Annotated in this window: 18 protein-coding genes, 1 tRNA gene and 2 pseudogenes; 8 read left to right on the top strand and 13 right to left on the bottom strand. The window is 70.3% G+C overall.

What is annotated here, in order from left to right:
* The first annotated feature begins 9 nt into the window (after window positions 1–9).
* The 3 genes from ACZ516_RS17185 to ACZ516_RS17175 are packed head-to-tail and all read left to right on the top strand — an operon-like array spanning window position 10 to window position 9052.
* On the top strand, window positions 10–7491 hold the full coding sequence (locus ACZ516_RS17185; RefSeq protein WP_469010863.1) for an amino acid adenylation domain-containing protein: 7482 nt from the start codon (window positions 10–12) through the stop codon (window positions 7489–7491).
* Window positions 7488–7661 carry an MbtH family protein gene (locus tag ACZ516_RS17180; RefSeq protein WP_358584900.1) on the top strand — a complete coding sequence of 58 codons (174 nt, stop codon included), beginning with the start codon at window positions 7488–7490 and terminating at the stop codon, window positions 7659–7661. The genes ACZ516_RS17185 and ACZ516_RS17180 overlap by 4 nt, the downstream gene beginning before the upstream one ends.
* Complete coding sequence (locus tag ACZ516_RS17175; protein ID WP_469010862.1) at window positions 7658–9052, top strand: DHA2 family efflux MFS transporter permease subunit; 1395 nt, start codon at window positions 7658–7660, stop codon at window positions 9050–9052. The genes ACZ516_RS17180 and ACZ516_RS17175 overlap by 4 nt, the downstream gene beginning before the upstream one ends.
* A 756-nt stretch (window positions 9053–9808) precedes the next feature.
* Here ACZ516_RS17175 and ACZ516_RS17170 read toward each other — a convergent pair.
* On the bottom strand, window positions 9809–10519 hold the full coding sequence (locus tag ACZ516_RS17170; protein WP_469010860.1) for a hypothetical protein: 711 nt from the start codon (window positions 10517–10519) through the stop codon (window positions 9809–9811).
* Between the two features lie 65 nt (window positions 10520–10584).
* Between ACZ516_RS17170 and ACZ516_RS17165 the strand changes: the two are divergent.
* Window positions 10585–10849 (top strand): annotated as a pseudogene (locus ACZ516_RS17165) (transcriptional regulator); the annotation flags it as partial.
* Window positions 10850–11085: 236 nt separating this feature from the next.
* Here ACZ516_RS17165 and ACZ516_RS17160 read toward each other — a convergent pair.
* The 4 genes and pseudogenes from ACZ516_RS17160 to ACZ516_RS17145 all read right to left on the bottom strand — a co-directional run bounded on the left by ACZ516_RS17160 (window position 11086) and on the right by ACZ516_RS17145 (window position 13725).
* Window positions 11086–11879: pseudogene (locus ACZ516_RS17160) on the bottom strand (transposase).
* Between the two features lie 21 nt (window positions 11880–11900).
* Window positions 11901–12317 (bottom strand): hypothetical protein, encoded by a 417-nt coding sequence (locus ACZ516_RS17155; protein ID WP_469010859.1) that lies wholly within the window; start codon window positions 12315–12317, stop codon window positions 11901–11903.
* Between the two features lie 867 nt (window positions 12318–13184).
* Window positions 13185–13556, bottom strand: coding sequence for a hypothetical protein (locus ACZ516_RS17150; protein ID WP_469010857.1), 372 nt, complete (start codon window positions 13554–13556; stop codon window positions 13185–13187).
* A 96-nt stretch (window positions 13557–13652) separates the two neighbouring features.
* Window positions 13653–13725: transfer RNA gene (locus tag ACZ516_RS17145), tRNA-Arg, on the bottom strand.
* A gap of 421 nt (window positions 13726–14146) precedes the next feature.
* Between ACZ516_RS17145 and ACZ516_RS17140 the strand changes: the two genes are divergently transcribed.
* Entirely contained in the window at window positions 14147–15406 is a 1260-nt protein-coding gene (locus tag ACZ516_RS17140; RefSeq protein WP_469010856.1) for a hypothetical protein, read from the top strand.
* Window positions 15407–15421: 15 nt separating this feature from the next.
* Here the strand turns inward: ACZ516_RS17140 and ACZ516_RS17135 are convergent, their stop codons facing one another.
* From ACZ516_RS17135 to ACZ516_RS17120, 4 genes are all read right to left on the bottom strand, one after another.
* Window positions 15422–16909, bottom strand: coding sequence for a hypothetical protein (locus ACZ516_RS17135; RefSeq protein ID WP_469010855.1), 1488 nt, complete (start codon window positions 16907–16909; stop codon window positions 15422–15424).
* Window positions 16902–17852, bottom strand: coding sequence for a hypothetical protein (locus tag ACZ516_RS17130; protein WP_469010853.1), 951 nt, complete (start codon window positions 17850–17852; stop codon window positions 16902–16904). The genes ACZ516_RS17135 and ACZ516_RS17130 overlap by 8 nt, the downstream gene beginning before the upstream one ends.
* Before the next feature lie 324 nt (window positions 17853–18176).
* Window positions 18177–18872: a hypothetical protein gene (locus tag ACZ516_RS17125; RefSeq protein ID WP_469010852.1), complete on the bottom strand. Its 696-nt coding sequence runs from the start codon at window positions 18870–18872 to the stop codon at window positions 18177–18179.
* 286 nt (window positions 18873–19158) lie between these two features.
* Window positions 19159–19674 carry a hypothetical protein gene (locus tag ACZ516_RS17120; protein WP_469010850.1) on the bottom strand — a complete coding sequence of 172 codons (516 nt, stop codon included), beginning with the start codon at window positions 19672–19674 and terminating at the stop codon, window positions 19159–19161.
* A 487-nt stretch (window positions 19675–20161) separates the two neighbouring features.
* Between ACZ516_RS17120 and ACZ516_RS17115 the strand changes: the two genes are divergently transcribed.
* Window positions 20162–20731 carry a hypothetical protein gene (locus tag ACZ516_RS17115; protein ID WP_469010849.1) on the top strand — a complete coding sequence of 190 codons (570 nt, stop codon included), beginning with the start codon at window positions 20162–20164 and terminating at the stop codon, window positions 20729–20731.
* 45 nt (window positions 20732–20776) lie between these two features.
* Window positions 20777–21874: a zinc-ribbon domain-containing protein gene (locus tag ACZ516_RS17110; RefSeq protein WP_469011033.1), complete on the top strand. Its 1098-nt coding sequence runs from the start codon at window positions 20777–20779 to the stop codon at window positions 21872–21874.
* An 80-nt stretch (window positions 21875–21954) separates the two neighbouring features.
* On the opposite strand, the gene ACZ516_RS17105 is transcribed toward ACZ516_RS17110, so the two are convergent.
* The 4 genes from ACZ516_RS17105 to ACZ516_RS17090 form a co-directional block, all read right to left on the bottom strand.
* Window positions 21955–22506, bottom strand: a complete 552-nt coding sequence (locus ACZ516_RS17105; protein ID WP_469010848.1) for an HAD domain-containing protein — start codon at window positions 22504–22506, stop codon at window positions 21955–21957.
* Between the two features lie 36 nt (window positions 22507–22542).
* The gene (locus ACZ516_RS17100; protein WP_469010846.1) at window positions 22543–23235 is read right to left on the bottom strand and encodes a class I SAM-dependent methyltransferase; all 693 of its coding nucleotides are present in this window, start codon (window positions 23233–23235) and stop codon (window positions 22543–22545) included.
* Window position 23236: 1 nt separating this feature from the next.
* A complete protein-coding gene (locus tag ACZ516_RS17095) occupies window positions 23237–24148 on the bottom strand; it encodes a phosphotransferase family protein (RefSeq protein ID WP_469010845.1) in 912 nt (303 codons plus the stop codon).
* Window positions 24149–24227: 79 nt separating this feature from the next.
* On the bottom strand, window positions 24228–24977 hold the full coding sequence (locus ACZ516_RS17090; RefSeq protein ID WP_469010844.1) for a hypothetical protein: 750 nt from the start codon (window positions 24975–24977) through the stop codon (window positions 24228–24230).
* A 223-nt stretch (window positions 24978–25200) separates the two neighbouring features.
* On the opposite strand from ACZ516_RS17090, the gene ACZ516_RS17085 reads away from it, so the two are divergent.
* A complete protein-coding gene (locus tag ACZ516_RS17085) occupies window positions 25201–26556 on the top strand; it encodes a tetratricopeptide repeat protein (protein WP_469010842.1) in 1356 nt (451 codons plus the stop codon).

The raw sequence follows: 26556 nt of genomic DNA, 5'->3' as shown, positions 1-26556 counted from the left end.
CTCACACACATGCATCAGCGCCCCGACCGCCTTCCCCTGCTCAGCGCGCAGGCCGGCATCTTCTACGCGCAGCAGCTGGACCCGCGCAGCACCGCGTACAACACCGCGGACCGCGTCGAGATCCAAGGCCCCCTGCGAACCGCCCTGTTCGAGGACGCGCTGGCGCGCACCATGGCCGAGGCCGAGACGCTGTCGCTGCGGGCGGGCGAGGACGCGGACGGCACGCCCTGGCAGGAGGTCGCGCCCCGAGCGGCACGCCCCCGCCCGCACCCCCGCCTGCACCATCTGGACCTGCGCGGCGAGGCCGACCCGGAGGGCGCCGCCGAGGCCTGGACGCGGGCCGACCTCGCGAGACCGGTGGACCTCACGGGCGCTTCCGCCGAGGGCGGCCTCGTCACCCAGGCGCTGATCCGCCTCGCCGACGACCGCCACTGGTGGTACCAGCGCGTCCACCACTTCGCCGTCGACGCCTACGCCCTTCAGCTCATCGGCGACCGCGTGGCCGAGCTGTACACGGCCCTCGCGGCCGGGCAACGGGAGCTGCCCGAGCGCCGGTTCGCCCCGCTGGCCGAGCTGGTCGCGGAGGAGCGGTGCTATCTGGACGGCGAGCAGTACGCCGCCGACCGCGCCTTCTGGGCCGGGCGGACCGCCGGGCACACCGCCCCCGCCACCCTCGCCGGCACCTCCGCCGCCGGCACCTCCGGCCCACCGCGCCGCCGCGCCCAGGACCTGCCCGAGGGGTCCTTCGAGCGCATCAGCCGTGCCGCGCAGGCCGTGAAGGCCACCTGGGCCGAGCTGGTCATCGCCGCCACCGCCGGGCATCTGCACCGCGTCACCGGCGCCGAGGACATCGTGCTGGGCCTGCCGCTGAGCAACCGCCGCGGCCCCGCCGCCCTGCGCACCCCGGCGATGACCGTCAACGTCCTGCCGCTGCGCGTCGCCGTGCGCCCCCACGACACGGGCGCCGAACTGCTGCGCCGCGTCGTCCTAGAGCTCCGCGCGGTCCGCCGCCATCAGCGCTACCCGCAGGCCGACCTGCGCCGCGACCTCGGTCTCGGCACGGCAGGCGGCCCGGCGGACGGCACAGCAGGCGGCACGGCAGGCAACCCGGCGGGCGAGCCGCTGACCGGGCCCATGGTCAACATCAAGCCGTTCGAGTCCGACCTGGACTTCGCGGGGTTGCCCGGTACCGTCCACAACCTCGCCGCCGGCCCCGTCGAGGACCTCGCCATCGGCGCCGCCCCCCGCGCCGACGGCACCCTGCGCCTCACCCTGGACGCCGCCGCGGCACGGTACGGCGACGCCGAACTGGCCGGTCACGGGCGTACGTTGGCCGCGTATCTGGACGCCCTCGCCGGCCTGCTCCTCGCCGACCCGCACCGCCCCATCGGCACCCTCGACCTCCTCACCCCCGACGAGGTCCGCGCGGCCACCGCCGGACGCGCCGAGCCGCCCGCGGAGCACACGCTCCCCGAGGTGTTCGCCGCGCAGGCCGCCCGCACCCCTGACGCGGTGGCCGTCCGCAGCGGCGGCGCCGCCCTGACCTTCGGCGCGCTGGACGCGGCCGCGAACCGTCTCGCCCACCGCCTGGCCGCCGACCTGGCCCCCGGCACGCCCGTCGCCCTCGCCCTGCCCCGCAGCACCGACACGGTCGTGGCGCTGCTGGCCGTCCTGAAGGCGCGCGGCGTCTGCCAGCCGCTGGACCTCGGCCATCCGCCCGCCCGGACGCTGGACGTACTGGCCGACGCCCGTCCCGCGTACGTCATCGGCACCCGGGCGACCCTCGCCGCCCTCCCCGGCCACGGCCTGCCCGTGCTGGCGCTCGACGCCCCGGACACGGCCGCCGCGCTCGCCGCGCTGCCCCCCGACGCCCCGGCCACCGCCCCGCGGCCGGACGATCCCGCGTACATCATTCACACCTCCGGTTCCACGGGCCGGCCCAAGGGCGTCGTCGTCACCCACGCCTCGCTCGCCAACCTCCTCGCCGGGCACGGCACCGACCACATCGCGCCCGCCGTGCGGCGCGCGGGCCGGGAGCGGCTGCGGGTCGCGCACAGCGCCTCGTTCGCCTTCGACGCGTCGTGGGACCCGGTGCTGTGGATGGTCCACGGCCACGAACTCCACCTCCTGGACGACGCCGCCTACCGCGACCCGTCGGCGCTCGCCGCGTACGTCGACGCGCACCGCGTCGACTACCTCGACGTCACCCCGTCCTACGCCGAGGCGCTCCTCGCCGAGGGCCTCCTGGACGAGGGCAGGCACCGTCCCGCCGTCGTGGTCGTGGGCGGCGAGACCGTCCCCGCCCCGCTGTGGGAGCGCCTCGCGGCCACGCCCGGCTCCCGCCCGATCAACCTGTACGGGCCGACCGAGACGACCGTCGACGCCTACTACTGGCTGCCCGGCCCCGACGGCACCACCACCGGGCACCCCGTGCGCGGCTCGCGCGTGTACGTCCTCGACTCCTGCCTGCGCCCGACGCCGCCCGGCGTCACCGGTGAGCTGTACGTCGCCGGGGCATGTCTGGCCCACGGCTACCTCGGGCGCCCCGACCTGACCGCCGAACGCTTCGTCGCCGACCCGTTCGGCGCGGCACACGGCGATCCCGGCGGCCGCATGTACCGCACCGGGGACCTCGTGCGGCGGCGCGCGGACGGCACCCTGGAGTTCCTCGGGCGCGGCGACGACCAGGTGAAGATCCGCGGGTTCCGCATCGAACTCGGCGAGATCCAGGCGCGGCTCGCCGCCCATCCGGCGCTCGCCCAGGCCGCCGTCATCGCCCGCGACACCCCGCACGGCAAGCGGCTCCTCGCCTACGCCGTCCCGACAGCGGCCGTCACCCCGGACGCACTCCGCGCCCACCTCGCCGCGACCCTCCCCGCGCACATGGTCCCGGCCACCGTCACGCTCCTCGCCGAGCTGCCGCGCACCGCCAACGACAAGCTGGACCACCGCGCCCTGCCCGACCCGGAGCCCGCCCCGACTCCGGGCGGCCCCACCGGTGACGCCGGCGACCCGCTCACCCGGGCGCTCTGCGACCTCTTCGCGGACGTCCTCGGCCTGGACTCCGGGTGGCCCGCACCCGACGCCGGATTCTTCGACCTCGGCGGCCACTCACTGCTCGCGGGGCGTCTGGCCGCCCGTATCCGTGAGCGGTTCGCCGCCCCGGTCGGTATCGCCGACGTCTTCAAGGCGCCGACTCCCGCAGCCCTGGCGGCACTTGTGCGCGCCGCGTCCGCTCCCGTCCCCGGGGCGGCGGCCCCGCTCGTCCCAGTTCCCCGCACCGACGCCCTCCCGCTGTCCCCGGCCCAGCAGCGCCTGTGGTTCCTGCACCGCCTCGAAGGGCCCAGCCCCACGTACAACATCCCGCTCGTCCTCACCCTGGACGGCCCCGTCGACGACAGCGCGCTGCTGCACGCCCTGCACGACCTGAGCGCCCGCCACGAGACACTCAGGACCCTCTATCCCACCACTGACAACGCCTCGGGCCGTGGCGGCGACTCCGTCCCCGGCGACCGTCCCCACCAGCGGATCCTCGCCCCCGAACACCCCCTCGCCCGGCCGGTCCTGCACCGCGCGCCGCTCACCCCGAGCGCCGTGCCCGAGGCCGTCCGGCACTGCTTCGACCTGGCCGCCGAACCCCCGCTGCGCGCCACCTTGTTCACCGACCCGGACCACCCCGCCCGCCACACCCTTCTGCTGCTCCTGCACCACATAGCGGGCGACGGCGCCTCCACCACCCCCCTCGCCCGCGACCTCGCGACCGCCTACACGGCGCGCGCGGCGGGCCACGCCCCCCGCTTCGCCCCGCTCCCCTTCCAGTACGCCGACCACGCCGCCCACCAGCAGAAGCTCCTCGCGGACGGCCTGGCGCGGACCCATCTCGCGTACTGGAAGCAGGCTCTGGCGGGCCTGCCCGACCAACTGGAGCTGCCCACCGACCGGCCGCGCCCGCCCGTCGCGTCGTCCGAGGGCGACACCGTCGCCTTCGCGCTGGACCCCGCGACGCGCCGCGCGCTCCAGCAGCTCGCGGCGGCCACCGGCACCACCGTCTTCATGACCGTCCAGGCGGGGCTCGCCGCGCTGCTCACCCGGCACGGCTGCGGCACCGACATCCCGCTCGGCACCCCCGTCGCCGGGCGCGACGACGACGCCACCGCCGACCTCGTCGGCTTCTTCACCAACACCGTGGTGCTGCGCGCGGACACCTCCGGCGACCCCGCCTTCCGGGTGCTCCTGGAGCGCGTACGCGGGACGACGCTCGCCGCGTACGAGCACGACGCGCTCCCCTTCGACCAGCTCGTCGAGGAGCTGAACCCGCCCCGCTCCCTGGCCCGCCACCCCCTCTTCCAGGTGATGCTGGCCTGGCAGTCGATCCCCGACGGGCCGTTCGCGCTCGGCCCCGGCACGACGGCCCGGCTGGCCGCCGTCCCCTCCGGCACCGCCAAGTTCGACCTGACCCTGAACGCCGGTGAACTGCCCGACGAGGGCGGCATCGGCGGCTTCCTCGAATTCCGCACCGACCTGTTCGACCGCGCCACCGCCGAGGCCCTCGCCGACCGCCTGGCCCGCCTCCTCGCGGCGGCCGCCCGCACCCCCGACACCCCCCTCGGCCTGCTCCCCCTGCTCAGCGCCGAGGAGCACCACCACGCCCTGGTGACCGTCAACCGGCCGGCCGCACAGCCGCGCCCCCACGCCTCGGCGAGCGTCGAGCGGCCCACCCCACAGCCGCACCCCCACACCCCGACGACCATCGACCCGACCGCCGCACAGCCGCACCCCCACACCCCGACGACCATCGACCCGACCGCCGCACAGCCGCGCCCCCAGGAGCCCGTGACGCTCGCCGACGTCTACGAGCGGGCCGTCGCCCGGCACTCGCACCGCGCCGCCGTCTCCCACGCCGGCCACACCCTCACCCACGCCGAACTGTCCGCCCGCGCACACCGCCTGGCCCGCCTCCTCGCCGACCGCGGCATCGGCCCCGGCGCCATCGTGGCGCTCGCGCTGCCCCGCTCGGCCGACCTGGTCACCGGCCTGCTCGCGGTCGCGCTCTCGGGCGCCGCCTACCTCCCCCTCGACCCGGACTACCCCGCCGACCGCCTCGCGTACATGCTCGGCGACGCCCGGCCCGCCGCCCTGCTCACCGACACCGCGACCGCGCCCCGGCTGCCCGCCGAGGCCCACGCGCTGCCCCTGATCGCGGTCGACGGCGCCACCCCGGACGCGTACGACGCGGGCCCCCTCGCCCAGGCCGACCGCACCCGCCCGCTCACCCCCGACGACCCCGCGTACGTCATCTACACCTCGGGCTCCACGGGTCGCCCCAAGGGTGTCGTGGTCACGCACCACAACGTGACGCGGCTGCTGACCGCGACCGACCACTGGTTCCGCTTCGACGAGAACGACGTGTGGACGCTCTTCCACTCGTACGCCTTCGACTTCTCGGTGTGGGAGCTGTGGGGCGCGCTCCTGTACGGCGGCAAGGTCGTCGTCGTACCGCACCTGACCAGCCGCGACCCGCACGCCTTCCGCGCGCTGCTCGCCGAGGAGCGGGTCACCGTCCTCAACCAGACGCCGTCCGCCTTCTACCAGCTCGCCGCAGCCGACCGCGAGGCCCGCGACGGCCGCGAACTCGCCCTGCGGTACGTGGTGTTCGGCGGTGAGGCGCTCGAACTGGCGCGGCTGGACGAGTGGTACGACCGGCACGCGGACGACAGCCCCACCCTCGTCAACATGTACGGCATCACCGAGACGACCGTGCACGTCTCCTACTTCGCCCTCGACCGGGAGACGGCCGCCGCCGCCACCTCAAGCACCATCGGCGTGAACATCCCCGACCTGCGCGTCTACGTCCTCGACGACCGCCTCCAGCCGTGCCCGCCCGGGGTCACCGGCGAGATGTACGTCGCCGGTGAGGGCCTGGCCCGCGGCTATCTGGGCCGCCCGGACCTGACCGCGACCCGCTTCGTCGCCGACCCGTACGCGCACCTGTTCGGCGAGCGCGGCGCCCGCATGTACCGCTCGGGCGACCTCGCGCGCCGCCGCGCCGACGGCACCCTGGAGTACTTCGGGCGCGCCGACCAGCAGGTGAAGATCCGCGGGTTCCGCATCGAACTCGGTGAGATCGAGGCCGTCCTCGCCGCCCACCCCGCCGTCCGGGACGCGGCCGTCATCGTGCGCGAGGACGTGCCCGGCGACAAGCGGCTGGTCGGCTACGCGGTCGCGGACGGCACCACCCCCACCGAACTGCGCGAACACGCGGCCGGCGCGCTCCCCGCCCACATGGTGCCGTCCGCGGTCGTCCTCCTGGACCGGCTGCCGCTCACCAGCAACGGCAAGCTGGACCGCAAGGCCCTCCCCGCCCCGGAGCGCCCCGCCACCACCGGCACGGGCCGCGCCCCGCGCACCCCTCGCCAGGAGCAGCTCTGCGCGGTCTTCGCGGAGGTGCTGGCCCTGGCGGGGCCCGTCGGGATCGACGACAACTTCTTCGAGCTGGGCGGGCATTCACTGCTCGCCGTGCGGCTCGCGAGCCGCGTACAGGCCGCGTTCGGCACGGAGATCTCCATCAGTACGGTCTTCCAGTCGCCGACACCGGCCGCTCTCGACTCGTTCCTGGACGCGGGCAGCGAGCAGGCCGACCCCCTGGACGTCCTGCTCCCCCTGCGCCCCGCCCGCGAGGGCGACCGCGCCCCCGTCCACTGCGTCCACCCGGCGGGCGGCCTGAGCTGGTGCTACGCGGGCCTGATCCGCCACCTGCCGGCCGACGTGCCGATCTACGGCCTCCAGGCACAGGGCGTGGGAGCGGCCACCGCCGCCGACCCGCTGCCCCGCACCCTGGAGGAGCTGGCCGCCCACTACGTCGCCCGCCTGCGCGAGGTGCAGCCCACCGGCCCCTACCGCCTCCTCGGCTGGTCGACCGGCGGCATCATCGCGCACGCCATGGCCACCCACCTCCAGGACCTGGGCCACGAGGTGGAGCTGCTCGCGATCCTCGACGCCTACCCGGCGGAGGGCTTCCGCGAGCTGCCCGAGTCCGACGAGGCCGAGGCCCTGGAGTCGCTGCTCACGATGGGCGGCCACGGCCCGGACAGCCTCGCGGGCAAGGCGCTGACCACCGAGAACGTCATCGACGTGCTGCGCCGCGAAGGCAGCCCCCTGGCGGCCCTGGCCCCCGCCACCTTCGAGGCGCTGCGGGACATCTACCTCAACACGAACCACCTCGTACGGGGCTACGACCACCGCCGCTTCGACGGCGACGTGCTGTTCTTCCGGGCGACCGTCGACACCATCGACGAGACCCTCACGCCCGAAACGTGGACGCCGTACGTGAGCGGACGCATCGCGAACACGGACGTGGCCTGCTCGCACAAGGACATGACCCTGCCCGAGCCGATCACGCACATCGCCCGCGTGCTCGCCGCCCGCCTGACCGAGCTGGAGCCCCGCGACCATGCGTGCCCGACCGACCGAGCTGGAGACCCGCGATCATGAGTGACGCACCCGCCAACCCCTTCGACGCGGAGGGGGAGTTCCTGGTCCTGGCCAACGCCCGCGGCGAGCACTCGCTGTGGCCGCTGTTCGCCGCCGTCCCCGAGGGCTGGTCCCCGGTCCATGGGCCGGGCCCGCGCCAGGACGCCCTGGACTGGATCAACAGCCGGTGAACGGCGGCGGCCTGCTGGTCACCCCCCGGATCCGCCCGAAGGTCGCCGTCGTCCTCGTCTACACGGCCGCGATGTGCATGAACGGCCTGGACTCGACGATCGTCAACCCGGCCCTGTTCACCATCGCGGGCGACTTCGGCCGCCCGGTGTCGGCGGCGAACACGGTCGAGACGGCGTTCCTCGTCGCCCTGGCCCTCGCGCTGCCGGTGGCGGGCTGGCTGGGCGACCGCCTCGGCACGAAACGCGTCTTCCTCGGCGCGCTCGCCGCCTTCACGGCGGCCTCCGCCGTGTGCGGCCTCGCGCCGAACCTCACCACGCTCGTGGTGGCGAGGGCCGCGCAGGGCCTGGCGGGCGGGCTGCTGACGCCGGTCGGCATGACGCTCCTCTTCCGGGCGTTCCCGCCCGAGGAACGCGTGAAGCTGTCCAAGGTCCTGATCGTGCCGACCGCGCTGATGCCGGCGCTGGGCCCGCCCCTCGGCGGCTTCCTCACCGAACACCTCTCCTGGCACTGGCTGTTCTTCGTCAACGTGCCGGTCGGGACGGCGGCCGTGCTGCTCGGCGTGATGGGCCTGCGCGAGCACGTGGAGGGCACGCCGGGCCCCTTCGACCGCGTCGGCTTCCTCCTGGCGACCCCGGCGCTGGGCCTGCTCACCTACGCCCTGGGCTTTGGCCCCTCGCAGGGCTGGACGCGGCCGCCGGTGGCGGTCAGCGCGGTGCTGGGCGCGTTCCTGCTGGCCGCGGCGATCATCCACCAACTCCGGGTACGGGAACCGCTCCTGCGCCTGCGCCTGCTCGGTGACCGCGTCTACGGTTCGGCGTCGGCGCTGGCGCTGGTCAGCGCGGCGGGCCTGATGGGCGTGCTGTTCGTCTTCCCGCTGCTCTACCAGGCGGCGCTGGGCGCGTCGGCGCTGGACGCCGGGCTGAGCGTGTTCCCCGAGGCGCTCGGCCTGATGCTGGCGTCCCAGGCCGTGGACCGCCTCCTCCCCCGCCTGGGCCCGCGCCGCCTCGCGGCCCCGGCGCTCCTGCTGGCGTCCGGCGTCTTCGCGGCGCTCGCGGCACCGGGGGTGGCGGAGAACGCGTGGGCGGTGCGGGGGCTGATGTTCGCGGTGGGCCTGGTCCTCGGCACGGCGGTCCTGACGATCCAGATCGCCGGCTTCGAGACCATCGCCCCCGCCGACATGGGCCAGGCGATGGGCCTCTTCCAGATCACCCGCACCCTGGGCGGCGCCCTGGGCATCGCGGCCTGCGCGGCCTTGATCGGCGGCCACGGCGTGGCCTTCACGGACCCCGCCCCCTACCGTCTGGCAGTACTGACAACGGCAGCCTTCGTGGCAACGGGCGCGGGGCTGGCCCTGCGGCTGCCTCGGGGGGCGCCGGAGCCACCACGGTGAACCGCCCGTTGGGGTAGCGGCTGCCTCTCGCGGCACTGGCCCCCGGTTCGTTCGCAGTTCCCATGCCTCCTGTGTGAGATGGCGAATGGGTCTCCATCGGAGCTAGCGCTTCTTGCGGATCTTGCGCTTCTTCTCCTTGGCTTCCTTCTCCTTGCGCTGGGCCGCGCCGTACGCAGACCAAGGACCCTGATGCACAGGGCACCTGGAGGTGCCGGTCACCACCTTTCGCTGGCACCGTCGGTTTGCCTTGGTCGAGGCCCCACACTTCTCCATGCTGTTCCCCTTAAGCCAAGCTGCCTATGCGGCGTTCATCGGCACCGTGACTCGACTTCTGCCGGCAGGGAAGGGCGCGAGGGGGATTTACAGGACGCACGCGGGCGCACGCCGAGCCCGTGCCGGACCCAAAGCACCTAGGAGGCGGGCAGTCGTACACCGCCGCAAACGGGTGTTGCCTACGGCCGCCCTCAGATCTGGAATGGTTGTGACGCAGCCTCTGCCAACGGTTCAAAACTGCGCCGCGCTCGACCTCGAAACCACCCCTGCGCCTAGGGAGCGTTTACCAGTCAACAAGGAGCGTTTGGATGAGTTTCTGCTGTTGAGGTCAGCCAGTCCGCTCCGGTCGACTACAGGGCGATAGCGGCCGCCTGCGGATTCTTCCGTTTGCTCGCCGCAATAACCCGAAGATCACCCCAAGATGATCTGCAGAAATCGGGAAAGTCTACATTTTCGCGACAGCGCACATCGAATGATACCCTTTCACCGCATTTCCAAAACGCTATGCAATTGTTGCAATTTTCTAGCACAATCGCGCATTGCGATGTAGTTCACGTGAGCGCTGGCAGCTTCGATTTCGAGGTCCACAATTGCCTGGTGGCTCGACCCTAGGAGGTGGCTAGCAACCATCAGTACTCTTGCCACGTGTGGTTCGACCTCCTTGTGGTAACAGTTCACTCGATCCCTTGAATACCTGATGCCTTTCTCTGTGCGCACTTCAAATGGGATGTCGAACCCCATGTACGGCTCGCTGCGCTCCCAAGTTTCGCAAAAATTGAGAACCAGCTCGCGCGCTGCAGCGATGTCCGCAAGCAAGATTCCCGTTTGGTCGACCGCCGCCGCCGACTCCCTCACAGCACCGGCTTCCGCATGCCATTTCCACACCGCCAGAACTTCTGCTGGGTATGCGGCGGGTTCGCTGTCAACAATCTTGGCGCATGGCTTACACAACCAAACACCATTCTGGATGGATTTTCGTTCCCCTGAAGTCATCGAGGCGTCATATCTAGGCCCCTTTGGGCTGGCACCATAGATGTGACTCGCTTCGCCCAAATTGATGGCCTTCTCCGCATCCTGCCAGGCCGGTCGAATAGTCAGGCGCCTACAAGTCAAATTACTGCACCGATGACCGGCCCGGGCCGCCAGAGAAGCCTTTGTCTTTGCGGAGAATTCATCGCGCTTTGAGCCACCCATAACTTGATTGTAGCGAGCGATGGAGGCCGACATGCGGCTTCAGGCAAAGTGAGTACCTTGATTGCGTGGCGAACAATGATTTGGGGCGGATCCTGGGTCGGCTACGGCGGCTGACCTCGTTGACGCAAGAGGACTTGGCCGGGCGTTCGGGCGTGTGCGTGGATGTCATTCCGGCAGAGCTTGAGCAGCGGCAGGAACACTCGACGCGCCTGCCCACGCTGCACGTGCTGGCGAACGGTCTCGGCGTGCAACTCACGACGCTCCGCGGAGCCCCCTGCCGTCTCCTCCACAGGGGAGAACGACGGGCCCCGCTTTGCGGCGATGCGGCGGACCGCTCCGCTGATCCCTTGCTGCGTCCCATGATCGTCAACTCCGTCGCGTAGACGTACCAGCGCCAGGGTCGACTCGATGATGCCCTGAGCATCGCCCCTGCATGCCGCAAGCGTCACCACCGCAGCATTCACACGCGCGCTGGGGCGAGACGTCCACGCTGAAGATGGGCCGGGTCGGCCTCGACGCTGCCGTGCACACATCGTCGAGGCGTACATCGGGGACAACGGCAAGCTCTACCTCGCCCCACCTCCAAGGGGCCAGTGGTCGTACGCTGTCAGCGAGCGGAGGGTGCCCTGTCCGGTGGCACCGTTGGGCCAGATCACGGCGGTCAAGGCGAGGATGCGCTGCGGAACGCGGGTAATGACACCACGAGGCGTACGTCCTCGGTGTTGTTCGAAGTTGAGGTGCCCCTTGAACGTTCCGCTGCCCGACTCGATGACTTGGCGCAACGGTTTGAACAGCGACCCGCCGGGCCGCTGCTTTTCGCTCTTGCGGGTCGGCCGTAGCAACTGGTCGCCCTGCTCGGCAAGTTCGTGCCGAAGGTGCGGCCGAAGTAGCTCTTGTCGCCGATCACTGTCTGGGCGAGCCGGGCGGCGAGGAGGTGTGGTTCGGCCGCGAGCAGGTCAAGCGGGGTTTCGCGCTCGTCGGCCTTGGCTCCCATCAGGGCGAAGGCGATGGGCAGCCCCTGGAGGGTGCGTATTACGTGCAGGCGTAGACCCCAGAAGAAGCGGCTGTGACTGGCGCAGTAGCCGTACTCGCGGCCTTGCGCCGCCGCTTGTTGTAGCCGGGTTGCTGCGGCAGGTGCGGGAAAAGGTGGCGAAGGTGAGCCTGGGCATACCGGAGCCACCTGGCCTCGGAGGTGAACCCGAGCATCGCCTGCATCATCGCGGGTGACCAGCTCGGCGTCGGTGAGCTGCGGCGAGGTACCCACGGCGGGCCGCCACGGCGCCAGGTTCGGGCCCTGTTTCAGTAGATCGTCGGTCGCCGCATACAGTGCCGTCGCGAGGGTGGCCAGGTTGCTCGACACACACGTTCTTGGACGGGTCGGCTACGAGTTCCGTGAGACCAGCCGCGTACGAACGAGCGCTCGCAGCATCGCGGCGCCCGTACCCACCGCTGCAAGGTGCAGGACCGCCGCGAGCTCAAGGTTTTCCGGCAGGGCAGCATCGGCCGGCTGCGCGACCGCCAAGTACAGGGTGAACGGAAGCTTCCAGCCGCTCCAGGCGAACAACGAGCCCGAGCCGAGCCAGCCAAACACCATCGGGCGCCATCGGGGGGCTCGTGCGGGCCGGCCTCGGACGGCAGCCCAGGTGGCGGCGGACGCCACGAAGGCCCAGAGCCCGAAGACGCCGGACAGCACATGCCAAGCGAGATCCCGCTCGCCACGGTGGGCGACCCCTGCGGTGCCGCCCACCGCCCAGTACAGCCAGATGAGACCGACTGCGGCGCCGACCACCCCATCCATGGCAGCACCCTTGGCGAGTCCGCCCCACGGTCGCCGAGCCGACCCGCGAATGCGTCCGGCCAGCGCCGCCGCAAGTACGTGGGCAGCGCGATGGCCAGACCCAGCCCCATGCCTACAAACCCGATCTGAACCAGCGCGGCCTCCCAGACCGGCATCGACGGGCCCGTCTCACTCCCGCTCTTCGGATTGCCGTCTTCCGAGCCCAGCAGCGAACTGAGAACGGCATAGGGCAGCACCGGGACGAGGAAGCCCGTCCCAACCCAAGCGCAGAAGCCAACGGCGCTGCCGGTATGCGCATCCCCCACGGCCGCACCAGCGCGAGCGCCACCGCTATCCCGATTCCCGCCATTCCGATCGTGGCGCTGTTGAGCACCACCCACTCCGCCTTGCCGAATCCGGCCCTGACCGGCAGCAGCCCCAAGAGCGAACCGGCCACCCACGACACCTTGATCAGCAGGTAGGGCGTCAGAGCCAGCGCTGCCCCATACGCCGCCACCCGACCGGCCCGGTCCCATCGGTCCACTTGAACTCCCCATTACAGCAACGGAGTTCAAGTCTCATTGTCCACTGCACTCACGGGCGTCAACTTCCGGGCGCATCCATGTCATCACTCAGAGGGAGTGCGCATCAGCCGACGGGAGCACACAAAACTTCGCCCCGGCGGCTACCAAGGCGGGCGCCACCCAGCGGCCTCACTGGCCATTGCCAGCAGAGCGGAAGTCAACGTCGTTCAGAGCATGCTCGGCAGCCGCAGACACGGTGGCCGCCCTGGAGGGCGTTGCGGTGTGATGTGTGGTTGATCCGTGCCGTCGTTCGACGGATTCTGCTCCAGCGTCTGGCGGCACGGCCTCAACCATCGGGGTGGTGCTAGCCGTTCCTGGGGATCTGGTTCCTGTGGGACTGCATGAGTGCACTGACCGCCTCGGCTGCCTCGCGCTGGGCCAGCGTGCTGATTTCCTCAGGGACCTCGCGGTCGTCATAGACGAAGAGGCGTCCGTCCACGAGATGGGTCTTCGGCTGCCAGTCGAGGCGACGGCCTGCCTCGCGAGCGGCACGCCGTACGTCCTTGAGCTCGCCCATCTCTTCGAGGTCATTGCCGCCCAGGACCAGCTGTCCGTGGTAGCCCTGGTAGCCGGGCTTCAGCGAAGCCTTCATCAGGGTTTCCAAGTGGTCGACCAGGTTGGCGTAGCGGCGCTTGGCCAGTTCGTCCTTCGCGGGCATCGCGGTACAGCTCCCCACCCTCGGCGCACATCTCATGTGTGCTGAATCCGTGCCGGAAGCCAGAGGCCCTGTCGCCCCGGTGGGCGACAGGGCCTCTGACCTGCTGCTTAAGCGTGCCCCCGGCAGGATTCGAACCTGCGACACCCGCTTTAGGAGAGCGGTGCTCTATCCCCTGAGCTACGAAGGCGGGGGCTTGGAGAAAACCCTGGAGAAAACCCAGCAAGTGGATCTTCGGCAAGGAAGCCAAGCCCGCTGGTCAGACGCGGTGCGGACCCTGCTGAGCAGCATCGCTGCCCGACAAGAGCCACGCCAACGGCCGACCAGGGAACAGGGTAGCGGATGGGCGTCCGTGAGGCGTCTCGGATAGTAGGTGCTGAGTGACGTGGCTGGACCGATGGGCCGCTGACCTGCGGATTCTTCAGTTCGTTCTTGGAAGGGGGTCGGCAGGACAGCGCCTCAGTGGCAGTCGTTTTGACCGTTTCGTGCCGAGGGTGGGCTGAGGGACGTGATTAGCACCAGCGTCCTGGCCTCTGGCGGGTCTGCTTGGGCCGCCTCAGGCGGGGGAGGGGCTCTGCCCCGTTGTCAGTGGAGGGAACCAGAATGGCGGCATGGCGATCAGAGACATGTCCTTCTGGCGGCCCACGCTCTTTGGCGAGGCGGACCTCAGCCAGGTGCTTCACAATGAGATGGTCGCGTTGAAGAAGGGGGTCTTCGACTGGCCGGCAGAGAAGTTCCTCCGCACGTCGCAGACCGAGATGGTCGACTACTTCGTCGACCGCCACTCCGTGGCCGTGCCGCAGCTGGACCGTGGCGGTATTCAGCAGCTGCCTGTCGACGAGACCACTACCTTCGTCGAGGACATCGCGGGGCGTGCACATGAGCGCCGTCTCACGGTGTTGCGGATCGCGGTTCCTTTCGAGGGCGAGCACCGGGTCTTCATGTTCCGGCCGAGGTGTTGGACGATGCGTGATTGGTACACCACGGTCGCGGAGGACGAGCTTCAGATCAGCTGGATTGGCGCATCGGGTGATATCACCGCTGCCCGTAAGCGCTTCGAGGAAGAGCTCGATCAGATCGCCAAGCACCTCGCCTGGGCCAAAGAGCTGATCGACCCCCACAATGCGGGCCTGAGGGACGCTGCCGAGCAGCTCATCACGGGCCGCAGGGACAAGCTGCTCGCCGACCGCGACATGGAAGCGGCGTTGGGTTTCCCGGTTCGCAGAAGGGCAGGAGCGCCGCTGCACGGCGTTCCGGTTGCCCGTCGCAGGATCACCACTCGTCCTCGGCCACAGGCATCTGGACCCTTTGAACCCGAGCCGGAACTGCTGTCCGCCGACTACGAAGCGGCCCTGGAGATCATCGGGCGCTTCCGCAACGGCCTGGAGCGGAGCTTGCCCACCGCCGCCAAGATGGGCGAGGAGGACATCCGCAACCAGCTGCTGTTCACTCTCAACACCCACTTCGAGGGGCAGGCGGCTGGAGAGGTTTTCAACGGCCGCGGCAAGACCGACATCCTCATCCGGGCGGGTGACCGGAACGTCTTCATCGCGGAGTGCAAGAACTGGAAGGGCCCCAAGGCGATCACCGAGGCGCTCGACGAGCAGCTGCTTGGGCGTTACCTCGTCTGGCGTGACACCAAAGCCGCCTTTCTCCTCTTCATCCGCGAAGGCAACCCTGGGGAGACCATCCGCAAAGCAGCCGAGGAGATCGGTCGACACCCCCAATGTGTACGCCGACTGCCGACCGAGGACGAGGGACGGTACGACTTCGTTTTCCGCTCCGTGCACGACGATGGCCGAGACATCCGTCTGGCGTTCCTTCCCTTCGTGATTCCTTCATCGCCTGGGAACTCGTCCGGGGCCGCTTGAGCGCTCCAGCGACGCTTATCCCAGGAGGGCCGCTCCCTGCCTGGGCGTGTCGGAGGGGGCTGTCGAGGCTTCGAGGTGGATGCGACGGCTGGTGGCATTCTGGGCGAGGGCGAAGCCGAGCATGAAGACGTTTTGGCGTTCGAGGCCGTAGGAGATCATTCGCTCGTTCCACAGGCTCTTGTCGAGTTGGTTGTGGACGGACTCCGCATCGCTTCGGTACGGGTAGACCCGCTGGTGGGCAAGGGTTGGTTCCGGGATCTGCTGGAGGTATTCGGCACGGTGGAGGTCGCGTTCGGCGTCGCTCTTGAGACGCTGGCCGGTGTCGGGATCTGTGCCGAGGCGGTCGTCGGATGTGGTGGTGATGCCGACGGGGACGCGGTGGCTGTGGGCTCCGTGGCGGCAGGGGATGGAGAGCAGGTGGTACCAGCGGGACTTCGTGCGGCCCTGCCGGTGTTCGAGCCTGCTGACGGGGATGGGAACGAGGGTGCTGGTTCCGTCGTCGAGGAGGACGCGTTCGGCGATGCGGCCCTGGTCGCACCACAAGTCGTGGCGGCAGCGTCCGAAGCGGAGGAGCTCATAGGCGCGGGGTTTGACCGAGCCGTGCTGTTTGTTGACGACGAGGAGCCCGAGACGGGCGAGGGCGTCGCGGTGGACGCCACGGAAGGCGCCGTCGTAGACGACCCCCATGCAGCCGGGCAAAACATGGCTGAGCTGAGTGAAGGCCCTTACTGCGACAGCTGCTTCGTCCTCGTACTCGCCGCCGGCGACGTGCCGCACGGTGAGGATGACACGCTGCCAGTAGCCGTCGTCGCGGGCCGAGGCGAAGAACCACTTCGTGCCGCGTGCGACACGCTTCTCCTTCTCCCCGTTCTCGTAGTAGAGGCGGGCGGCGGGATCGAAGTGACGCCGGCGCATTTCGCCGGTCGTGGTGTCGGGGGTGTAGGCCTGCTCCATCTTGGAGGGAGCTTTGGGGACAGTGGCGTCGCCGACGAGTAGCTGCCGTCGCTCGGGCCGGGACCAGACGCGCGGGGAATCGGCCGGGAAGAGGCCCTGGTGGAGGGCTTGTTGGGCTGCATGCTGCTCGAAGAGTTCACGGAGCGGCTCGATGCTGGAGGCCAGGAGATTCAGCTCGGCGTACTCGTACTGCTTGCGGCTGGGCGGGGTGACGGGCAGGAGAGCGGCCGCCCTGCGTCCGGCGTGGCGCCGTACGGAGGCCCGGACGGAACGCCACTGCTTGTCGTCGAGGGTGCCGACGGCGGAGCGCTTGGAACGGGTGACGGTCATCAGCGCGGCCAGGATGACGTAGATGACGGGCGGGTACTGCCGGGGACACCCGCGGCTGGCCGGAGGGGGCAGAAGCTCAGCCATCTCGTGCAGGCGCGGATCGTCCAGGCAGTCCGCGATCCGGCGTTGCTGGTTGCGCTGCTCCTTGTCGCTGAGCTGGCGTTTCCTGCTGGGGCGGAGCTCTCTGGGAAGGGGGTCGCCGAAGACGTCGTCAAGCACAGTCCGCTCCCAGGTCCCCCTCGGCGTCGGCCTTGGCGCGCCAGGAGTAGCCGATGACGGCGGCCGTCCGGTCCAGGGAGCGCAGACCGAGAAGGCGGGCGGCGTCCTCGATCCGGCCGGTGCGCTCGAACTCCGCGACCGCGGCCCAGGCGGTGACCGAAGCCGGTTTGACGTCCTCCTCGCCCCCGAGGCCGATGCGCTTGAGGAGGTCGGCCAGGGCGACGCAGGCACGGGCCTGGAGAGAGGCGTCGGAGGCGTGCCGGTCGGAGACGGCGAGGCGGGTGTGGGGAGCCGACTCGGGCCGGAGCCGGCGGGCCGTGACGAATGCGGCGCGGCTGGTCAGGACGTTCAGGCCCCAGTCGTCGAGCGGGCACCAGCGGGGGTCGGTCTTGGTGGATCCGTGCATCCACACGCGCCGCCCCGCCACGTCGAGGTCCTTCACACGGATGTGACCGATCTCGCCGCTGTGACCCCCGGCGAGCGCGAGCGCGGCGGCGGCACCGTGCCGGCTGGGTCGGGTGACGTAGGAGGAGTGGTGGCGCAGGTCGATGACTTCGTCTTCGGACAGCGGCCGGACGCCGCCGACAGCCCGCGCCGGCAGCTCGATGTCCCGAGTCGGGTCGGCGTCCGACAGCTTCAGCTCGCGCAGCGTCCGGTAGGCGGCGCGGACTACGGAACGCCGCAGCCGCATCGTGGCTGCCGCGGCCTCGGTGACGTGGCCGTGGCGACTGCGGCCGGGGGCGGTGATGAAGTCCTCCGCGAGGTCGGGCGTGATGTCGTCGAGGACGACGGCGCCGCGCAGGTGCGCGTAGCGGCCGAAGCGACCCAGGAGCAGCTCGAACTTGTCGAGCGTCTGCTCGGTGAACTCGCCGTGGGCGGCCATGGACTGCCAGGCGTCATGGACGCGGTCGAGCGCGTGGGTAAGGGAGAGGTCGCTGCCCACTATGAGAGCCCTTCGACGAAGCGGCATCAGCGCGATGGGGGCACGTCCACCCGCGGCCGGACCTGATCGAGGGCAGGAGGGGACGACCGGAACGCCGATGTTCCGTACATGCAACACCTTGGGCATGGGGAGATCTCCGCGGCAACAGCAGAAAGGTGAAGGGGTGACGCCGGCTGGACAGGACGGACGGGGTGCGATGCGCCCGCTGCACACAGGGCGGTGAGGGTGTGGAAGGCCGACTGCGCGGGGGAGGTGTGCGGGCAGCCGGTCGAGCAGGGTGCGGCTCCTGAGAGGAGCCACGCCCTGCTCAGTGACCTGAAGCGGTCAGCGCCCCGTCGGGTGTGAGGACTGGGAGGCCAGGGACGCGAAGACGGTCCTGTAGGCCCCCATCAGGGCGATGAAGTCGCCGTCGGGCAGGGCCGAGATGTGCTTGGTGGGGGTCCCCAGTAGCGGGTCGAGGACGCCGAACGGTGCGGTGTGCGTGGTCTCTGCCGCGCGCGGTGGCGTGTCCTGGTCGGCAGGAAGGATGAATCGTTTCTGCTCGTCGCGGTCCAGCAGTAGGGCGTAGGCCATCCACTCGGTGAGGTACAGCCCGCGTTCGTGCGGGCCGGGCAGTCCCGCGCTCAGGGACCGGGCCAGCTTCTCGTCCTCCATGGGGCCGGACGCCAGGTGCTTAAGGGCGAGCTTGTGGAACCAGCTGCCGTGCCAGCGGTCGCGCAGGAGGAGCCGGGCGCGGGCCGTATCGGTGATCCGTAGCTGCGTGAGCTTGAATGCGAGCTCGGTCAGAGCGCATGCGCTGCCCTCTTCCTGGAGCAGACCCGTATGCAGCAGGAACGGTACAGCGCGGCTTACCGACTTGACCGCCACGCCGGTCAGTCCGGCGATGTCCTGGGCGGACAAGGCTCGGCGGTCGGAACCGCCTGCCTCCGCCATCGCGTCGAGCATCAGAAGCTGGCGGCGCGGCGTGAGGCGCTCGGAGGGGAGTATGCGCGGCGAGTGACGACGTGCGGAGGTGCTCATCGCGTGCCTCCGGCCATGCTGGAAGCGACAGGGGCGACGCTCTCGCGAGCGGAGGCTGAGAAAAAGATCATCGTGGGCCCTCGGGTTCGTGGGGAAATGCAGTGGAATGCCCCAGAGGGCCGACGCGAGGGTGCGCGTATGACGATGCGTGGGCAGTGCGTCATCCTTTAAGGTTGCACCCGATGCGTGGGCCCTCAGCTGACGCGTCGCGGGCACCGCTGGAAGACCGCCAAGTTATTCCTGCGGTGCCCTTTTGCGTGCGTCAGAGGCTGATGCGTCTGATGGTCTACGTGTCCGCTTGGTAGTCCTCCGGAATCACGAGCAGGCGATAGACGCCGCGGCTGACGATCTCCACGGCGCCGCTCTGGTGCAACTTCGTGAGCGACCCGCGGATCGCACCGCCCGAGGTGCCAGGACGCAGGCGTAGTACTCCCTCGTAGATGGATGCCAGGGGAGTGACGCGCCCGAGCTCCAACACGTCGAGGATCAGATGGTTGACCGGACGACCGGGGGAAGCCGTGTGCTGCGACGGAGTCTGAGTGGGACCGGAGTCTGTAGGAACGTCGTCAGGCGATGCGTCGGCATCAAGCTTGGCGAAGTAGTCCTCTGCTGCGGTGACCGCGGCTGTCGCAGCGGAGTACCGTTCGGTCGCTACGCGCTGAGCCTCGCGGGCGTCGGCAAGAGCCTGCTCGGCCTGGACAACCGCAACGTCAGTCTGCTCCTTGCGGGCGTGCTCGACATCTGCCAAGTCCTGCAGCTTGGCGAGGAGCGGCTGCGCGTGGGCGCCGACAGCGCTGCTCAACACATCCTCCCCACCCCGGATTAGACCTCTATGCTCTCCATTCACCCGGCCCGAACGGGGCGCGAAGCGAATGTCCTGACGATCATGGCAGCAAGCGAAGCTGAAGTGCAATCGGCCGGCCATATCCATGCTTCTGGTGGCCAGACGGCGTCCGGTTGCTGGTGTTAGGTCCGAAAAATGGCTGGAGCAGGAAGGTGCTGAACGTATAACTTCACCTGGCCGTCGAGCTGTTGCGTAGCAATCCACTCCTGAAGCGTTGCTACGCGATCAGGGCCAGCGATTCGGAGCGCGCACGTGCAAGGGGGGCGGGACGCCCGCCCGTGGCATCACCGGACCGGAGCAGCAACGACAGTCGTGGGAGACTCCGCACGTGAGTCCTACGGTGCCTCGAAAGACGGTTCAGCTGTGCTCTGAGCCGAATTGCTCGCAGCCGGCCGCGTACCGGACCCGTTCACGCGATTCCTGGTGCGACGACCACATCACGGCGATGCTGCGTGCTGGCGGTCTGGAACCCCTGGAGCCGTTCACCAAGCCGACTGCGTGGCGTCTGACGCGCTGCCTGGCGTGCGGGGTCGAAGCGCACTACCGGTTCGAGTACACCCTCGAGAAGAACACGCTCGGGGAAGCGACGTGCCGGGCCTGCTACTGGCGGCATTGGGCGGAGGAGGACCGGCGCCTCAAGGGGGCGTACGCGAACCTGATACCAGTGCCGGCACCAGAGGCGCGCGAGCACGCCGAGAAGAACGGCTACGACTACCTCGGGCCGCTCACTGACCCGTCACTGTCCGAGGACCCGCACCACGTGCGATGCCGGTACTGCGAACGGCTCAGTGCCGAGCGGCTGGGCGACATCGCGTTCGGGTGCAGGTGCCAGACCAACCCCAGGCGCGACCGGCAGACCTCCTCCTCCGCCACCACCGCCGCGGCGAGGCAGGCGAAGAAGCGGGACCTGCTCAAGGACTCCGGACTGCCCGTCGTCGACTGGTGGGATCACGAGAGCAACGAAGCCGCGGGTTGGGAAACCGTCACGGTCAAGGCCCGCCGCGAGGTGTCCTAGCGCTGCCCGGACTGCGGGCTGCGGTTCACCAAGAGGGTCTTGGACATGGTCGGCGCTCGCGAATGCCCCGAGTGCGAACCGAAGCGACGCGCGGTGTGGGAGGCGGAGTACGAGCGCTACAAGGTGACGCCGGTTGCCGACGTCCCCGAGCTGCTGACGGCCTGGGCGGATGACGAGGACCCCCGTACGGTGACGGTGGCAGGCCACGGTTCCGGCCATCGCTTTCGCTGCCCGCGAGGACACTATCCGCGACTGTCCCCGCATCGGTACCTGACGGCCGGCTGCCCTTCCTGCCGTGGCCAGGGCACACGTGACGAACGGCTCGCGGCTCTCAAGACGGATCCGTCGGCGTTCAGTCTTGCCGCGGAGATCGCCTCGCAGTGGCACCCGTCGAAGAACGGCAGCATCCAGGCCGCATCCGTGTCTCCCGGCTCCCGCAAGAGCATGTGGTGGCAGGACCCGAACTGCGGCCACGAGTGGCAGGAAACACCTGCTCAGCGCGACAAGGGCCAGCGCCTTCGGTGCCCCGAATGTCGCACGATCCTGGACTCGCTGGCCTACCACTTCCCGGACCTGGCAGCCGAATGGTCCCCGGCGAATCCGTGCTCCGCATGGCAGGTGCGCCCGAGCGGGCAGACATCCTTCATACCCGCCTGGATCTGCTCCACGAACGCCGATCACGTCTGGCACGCCTCGCTGGCCTCCCGGACCGGCGGTAGCGGATGCCCCGAGTGCAGGGAACACGGCAAGTCGCAGGTCGAACTCGCTCACCACGCCGCCTCCGAACGCGCCTTCGGTGGGGCCGCGTCCGGCCGGTCGGTGCGGCACGACGGGTTCGCCCGGCGCTCGCACTGGCTTGTCGACATCACCGTCGAGCTCTCCACCGGCCGGACCCTCGTCATCGAGTACGACGGCTCCTACTGGCACGCCGACAAATACGAGGTCGACATCGAGAAGTCCCGGGACCTGCTCGCCGCCGGATACCTCGTGGCCCGGCTGCGCGAACACCCTCTGGCCTCACTGCCGATCGACGATCCGGCCTATGCCGAGTTCGTCGTCCACTCGGCAGCGCCCACACCAGACGCCACGATCGAACAGGTCAAGCAGTGGGCATTGGCCGCGCAAAGGCACGGCGTCATGTGAGTCGGGCTGCGGCTCGCCTGACCGCCAGACGGTGGCCCAAGCGATCACTGGCGCTCGGCCTTACTGCGTAGACACCCGACTCAGGGCCGTGCCACCTGTGTGCCGGGCACACGCGTAGCCCATGCCAACACCTGCGCGAGGTGCTCTGTCTGAAGGCCGATGTGGGGTTCGGGCTGGAGGAGGAGGGTTGCCGCACCTCGGATGGTGCGGGCTGCGGCCCATTCATGGTCGAGGCTGGTGAAGTCGTCGTCGATCCAGATGGCGGGGGCGTCGCCCAGCCATGCGTCGACGTGGTCGCGTTTCCACAGGTAGCCGTTGGGGTGGCTGGTGGTGATCTGCGGACGCGGGAGATCGACGTACGACAGGGTTGGAAGGCCGAGGAGCGGGCCGATGAGGGTAGTGGCATCCTGGCGCCAGCTGGTGCACCAGATGGGGGCGACCAGGCCGGTACGGATCACGTCCATGAGCATGGGGCCATGGGCAGGGTCGAGCCAGACGGTGACCGGGTTGTCGGCGCTCCGGCCGGTGGGGACGACGTCGTGGCGGGCGTGGGTGGCCGGGGCCGAGCCCGCTGCATCGGGGAAGGGAATGAGGACGCCATCGATGTCGAGGAGCAGGTAGGGCGGGCGCATCGGTTCCTCCAGGGGGAAGCCAGGGCAAATGGCTGGTCAGAGCTTGCGGGCGCGGATCAGCAGGGTGGTGGGCCAGTAGCCCATGCGGGGGTCGTGGAACTCCTGGGCCGAGGTGAGCCAGAAGCCCGCCTGGCTGAGGCGCTTCTCCCACCGGTCCGTGGAGAACTCCCAGCGGGCGATGGGGAGCCGGGTGCGGTCGGGAAGAGTGACGTGGTCGCGGCGAGGATGGTCGTCACCGGAGGGGCTTCGGCCGCCACGCTGCGGGTGCGGGACGGAGAAGGCGAGCACCCGGCCGGGCGTGAGGCGCTGGGCGATGGCCGGGAGCAGGAGCTCGGGGGCGACGAGGCCGACAGCGCCGAAGACGGAGTAGATCGCGTCGAACTGCTCGCCAGAGGCGTGCAGGTAGTGCAGGGCGTGGCCGGCAACGAAGGTGAGATTGTTCAGTCGGCCGTAGTGGGAGCGGGCGCGGCGGACCTGGAGGCCGACCAGGTCGACGCCGGTGACGTGGGCGCCGTCGCGGGTGGCGAGGTGGGCGGCGTTGTGGCCGGGGCCGCAGCCGAGTTCCAGGAGTCGCTTGCCGCGCAGGTCGGGGCCGAGGATCTCGGCGCCGGGACCCTGGCCGGGTCTCGTGGTCCACTCCATCCGGGCGGGTACGGAGAGGGGTTCGGCGAGGCCAGCGGCGGTGCGCTGGAGCGCGTGGGCGTGCCAGGGGGATGCCTGGGCGAGCACGTCAGATCTCCAGGAGGTGGAGGACGTCGGTGAGGTGGCGGCGGACGGCCTTGATGTAGGCGGAGTCGGTGGCCGGGTCGTGGATCCAGCGGACAGACTGCTCCATGAACCACTCGACGGCCCACATGCGGTGCCAGCCCAGGGCCCAGTTCTCGGCGGTGAGCCCGCCGCGCGGGGCGAGGGCGTCGGGGGTGCCACCGGCGGTGACGTACTGCTCCAGGAAGACGCGCAGGCGGATGGGGTGCGGGGGCTCGATGGTGCCGTGCCAGCTGGCGAGATCGAGCAGGCCGGGGCCGGTGAAGGCGCGGGCGAAGTCGAGGAGCCGCCAGCCGCGCTCGCCGATGTGGAGGCTGGTGGGGTGGAACTCGGAGTGCACCCAGCCGAACGGTTCCAGCGTCGCTCCGGCCGAGCGGGCCTCGGCGACTTGGGCGATCCTGTCGAGCGCGTCCTCGACGTCGTCGGCGTCCTGCCACCGGTCGGCTTTGCGCAGCCGTTCGAGGTGTTCCAGCGCCCGGGCCGGGAGCGTGCGAAGCCGCTCCTGGTCGAGGACGGGCAAGGGCGGGGCCGTACGGGTGCCGTGCAGGATCACGGCCGCGGCGACGCCGTCGAGGTCATCGGCCTCGCGGACGGAGGGTCCGAGGTCCTCCATGAACATGCCGAGCCAGCCGTCCAGGACGGCGGAGGCGTGGACCTGGGGGACGGGTACGCCGAGGGTGTGGGCCAAGCGGAGGGCCTGGTCCTCGCTGTCGAAGGGCTTCTTGGCGTACTTGAAGATGGCCGTGGAGCCGTCGGGGAAGGTCACGCGCTCGACGCCGGACATGGACCACACGCGTACCTCCTTCCGTGCGGCGGTGGTCTGGCCGGTCGCTGTGAGCAGGTTGTCGAGGAGTTCGGCGCTGGGGTTCGTGGTCACGGGAGGGCTCCGGGGATGGGTGGTGGCGTCCGGGACGGGCGAGGAGTGCCGGCCCGCCCCGGAGCCTGATCGGGTGGGGTTACGCGGCGGGGTTCACGCGGTGGGCGTAGACCTGCTCGATCCAGCCCGCCTTGAACGCGGCGAGGTCGTCGCGGAAGTTCGCCATCGAGGCACCGTAGGGCGCGACCACGCCGCCGGACTGGTCCGGCACGGACTGGCAGCCGTGCACGAGCCGGCCGCCGAGGGCGGCGTGGGCCTTGATGGACTCGATCCGGCGGTGCTCGTTGAACCAGCCGCCGTGGTAGACCTCATCGAGCATCCCGCCCATCTCGTCGTCCAGGTCGAAGACGACGGAGGTGGCGGCGGGGAAGAACCAGCACGGGCCGACGTTGGAGATGTGCCCGTCGAGCTCGACCTTGTTGAGCGCCATGAGCGTGGCGGCCTCGCGCAGCATCCGCAGGTGCTCGGCGGTGATTTGCGGCAGGCCGAGTCCGGCCGGGTGCTCCTCGCGGAAGAGGTACGCGTACACCTCGTACGCGGTGGCCACGACGCGGGCCGCGTCGGACGTGGATTCGCTGTGCTGCTTGATGAAGTCGAGCGCGAGCTGCTCGACCGAGCTCTCGGTCGTCTCGTCCACACCGAGGAGCTGGGCCTTGACCAGCTCCCAGTCGGCGACGAGCCAGGTGTTCGACTCGAAGCGGAAGAAGTACTCGGCCGGGTCGATCGTGATGCGCCGGCCGTCGACCTGGATGCCGGGCAGGCGGCTCCAGCGCGGGTCGAACGCCTCGGGCAACTCGACCGTGATGGCCGTGGTGTCGATGGTGGTCACCGTGTCTCCGTCTCTGATCGGCCGGGTCCGGGCACAGGAATGCCCGAGCCTGGTGTGGGCGTACGGAACTTCGGGGTGCCGCCCGGACCAAGGGGGAGCCTGGATCACGGTCGCGCCGTTCCGGGCGGCTGCTGATAAGTGAACCGGTGGTCACGCTGAGTGGGTACGGTGGAAGGCAGTTGAAGCGGTATACGCGGTTTACAGCTCCGGAGTGGAGGCGATCGTGGCGGCGCCGAGAGAACCCAACTCCCGTCTGCGCGACGTCATCGCGGCGGTCGACTGCACCTACGAGGCCCTCTCCAGAGACGTGCGGCGCATCGCGGCCGAGAACGGCGAGATCCTCCAGACCAACAAGTCGGCCATCTCGCACTGGGTGAACGGCACCCGCGCCCCGTCGGGCCGGGTAGGTCAGTACCTGGCCGAGGCGCTGTCCCGCCGAGCGGGGCGCACGGTCACCCAGACCGAGATCGGCCTCCAGGCCAGCGATGACGAAGCGCCGACGGAATCCGACCCTGTCCTCGCCGCCACCGACCTGGGCCGCGCCGACGTCGAGCGCCGCCGCTTCCTCGCCATCGCGGCCTTCACCACCGCCGGCGTCGCCATGCCGCTCGGATACGACCACGAAGCCACTGCCCGCATGCTCCGCGCCCGCACCGGCACGTCCGTGGTCGGGGCAGAGGACGTGGACGTCGTACGGCAGATCACGGCGGCCTTCAGCGCCGCCGACGAGCGCCTCGGCGGCGGCCACGGCCTGACCACCGTCACCGCGTACCTCGCCGACACAGCCGCCCCCATGCTGCGCGGACGCTTTCCCAGCGACGGCTTACGCCGGGCCGCCTTCGGTGCCGTCGCCGAACTCGCCTACCTCGCAGGGTGGAAGCACCACGACCTCGGCCAGGAAGGCGCTGCCCAGCGCTACTACCAGGTCGGATACAAGCTCGCCTGCGAAGCCGACCCCCACGGCCACGCCGCCTGGATGATGCGCGCCCTCGCCCACCAGGCGCTGAGCCTCAAGCAGCCCCACCACTGCGTCGACCTCGTCGAAGGCGCCCTACGCGCAGGTCTCGGCCACGTCGACGGCCAGACCGAGGCGCTCCTCCACATCACCCACGCCCGCGCCTACGCCGCCGTGAACGAGAACCCGTCGGCCGCACGCGCCCTGCTCGCCGCCGAAGACGCCCTCCTCCGCGACGACGGCCCCCAACCCAGCTACTCCCGCGTCAGCGGCCCTGCCGCCGGCACCGTGGCCAGCCACACCGCCCGCACCCTGACCGACCTCGCCGACCACATCGGCACCGAACAGCAGCACCGCGACGCCCTCACCCGCTGGGACCCCGACAAGTACAAGCGCGTCCACGCCCTCACCCACGCCGACCTCGGCGACAGCCTCGCCGCCCAGGCCCGCGCCGACGAAGCCGTCGCCGCCTGGACCCAAGCCCTCGTCCTCATGGAGGGCATGACCTCCGACCGAGCCCGCAAGGCGATCACGTCGATCCGCTCCACCCTCGTGGTCTACCAGAGGCGCAAGGTACCGGGTGCCGCAGATCTCGCCCGCCGTGCTCGTGAGGCGCTCGCCTAA

Source organism: Streptomyces sp. NPDC034037 (assembly GCF_055575715.1).
The sequence above is the reverse complement of the archived record's forward strand: the minus strand, read 5'-3'. Positions and strand labels throughout refer to the sequence as shown.

Coding starts and splice junctions, on each gene's coding strand:
- ACZ516_RS17185 (WP_469010863.1), top strand. CDS start 10: ATGCATCAGCGCCCCGACCGCCTTCCCCTGCTCAGCGCGCAGGCCGGC.
- ACZ516_RS17180 (WP_358584900.1), top strand. CDS start 7,488: ATGAGTGACGCACCCGCCAACCCCTTCGACGCGGAGGGGGAGTTCCTG.
- ACZ516_RS17170 (WP_469010860.1), bottom strand. CDS start 10,519: ATGGGTGGCTCAAAGCGCGATGAATTCTCCGCAAAGACAAAGGCTTCT.
- ACZ516_RS17155 (WP_469010859.1), bottom strand. CDS start 12,317: ATGGATGGGGTGGTCGGCGCCGCAGTCGGTCTCATCTGGCTGTACTGG.
- ACZ516_RS17140 (WP_469010856.1), top strand. CDS start 14,147: ATGGCGATCAGAGACATGTCCTTCTGGCGGCCCACGCTCTTTGGCGAG.
- ACZ516_RS17125 (WP_469010852.1), bottom strand. CDS start 18,872: ATGAGCACCTCCGCACGTCGTCACTCGCCGCGCATACTCCCCTCCGAG.
- ACZ516_RS17115 (WP_469010849.1), top strand. CDS start 20,162: ATGCTGCGTGCTGGCGGTCTGGAACCCCTGGAGCCGTTCACCAAGCCG.
- ACZ516_RS17110 (WP_469011033.1), top strand. CDS start 20,777: ATGGTCGGCGCTCGCGAATGCCCCGAGTGCGAACCGAAGCGACGCGCG.
- ACZ516_RS17105 (WP_469010848.1), bottom strand. CDS start 22,506: ATGCGCCCGCCCTACCTGCTCCTCGACATCGATGGCGTCCTCATTCCC.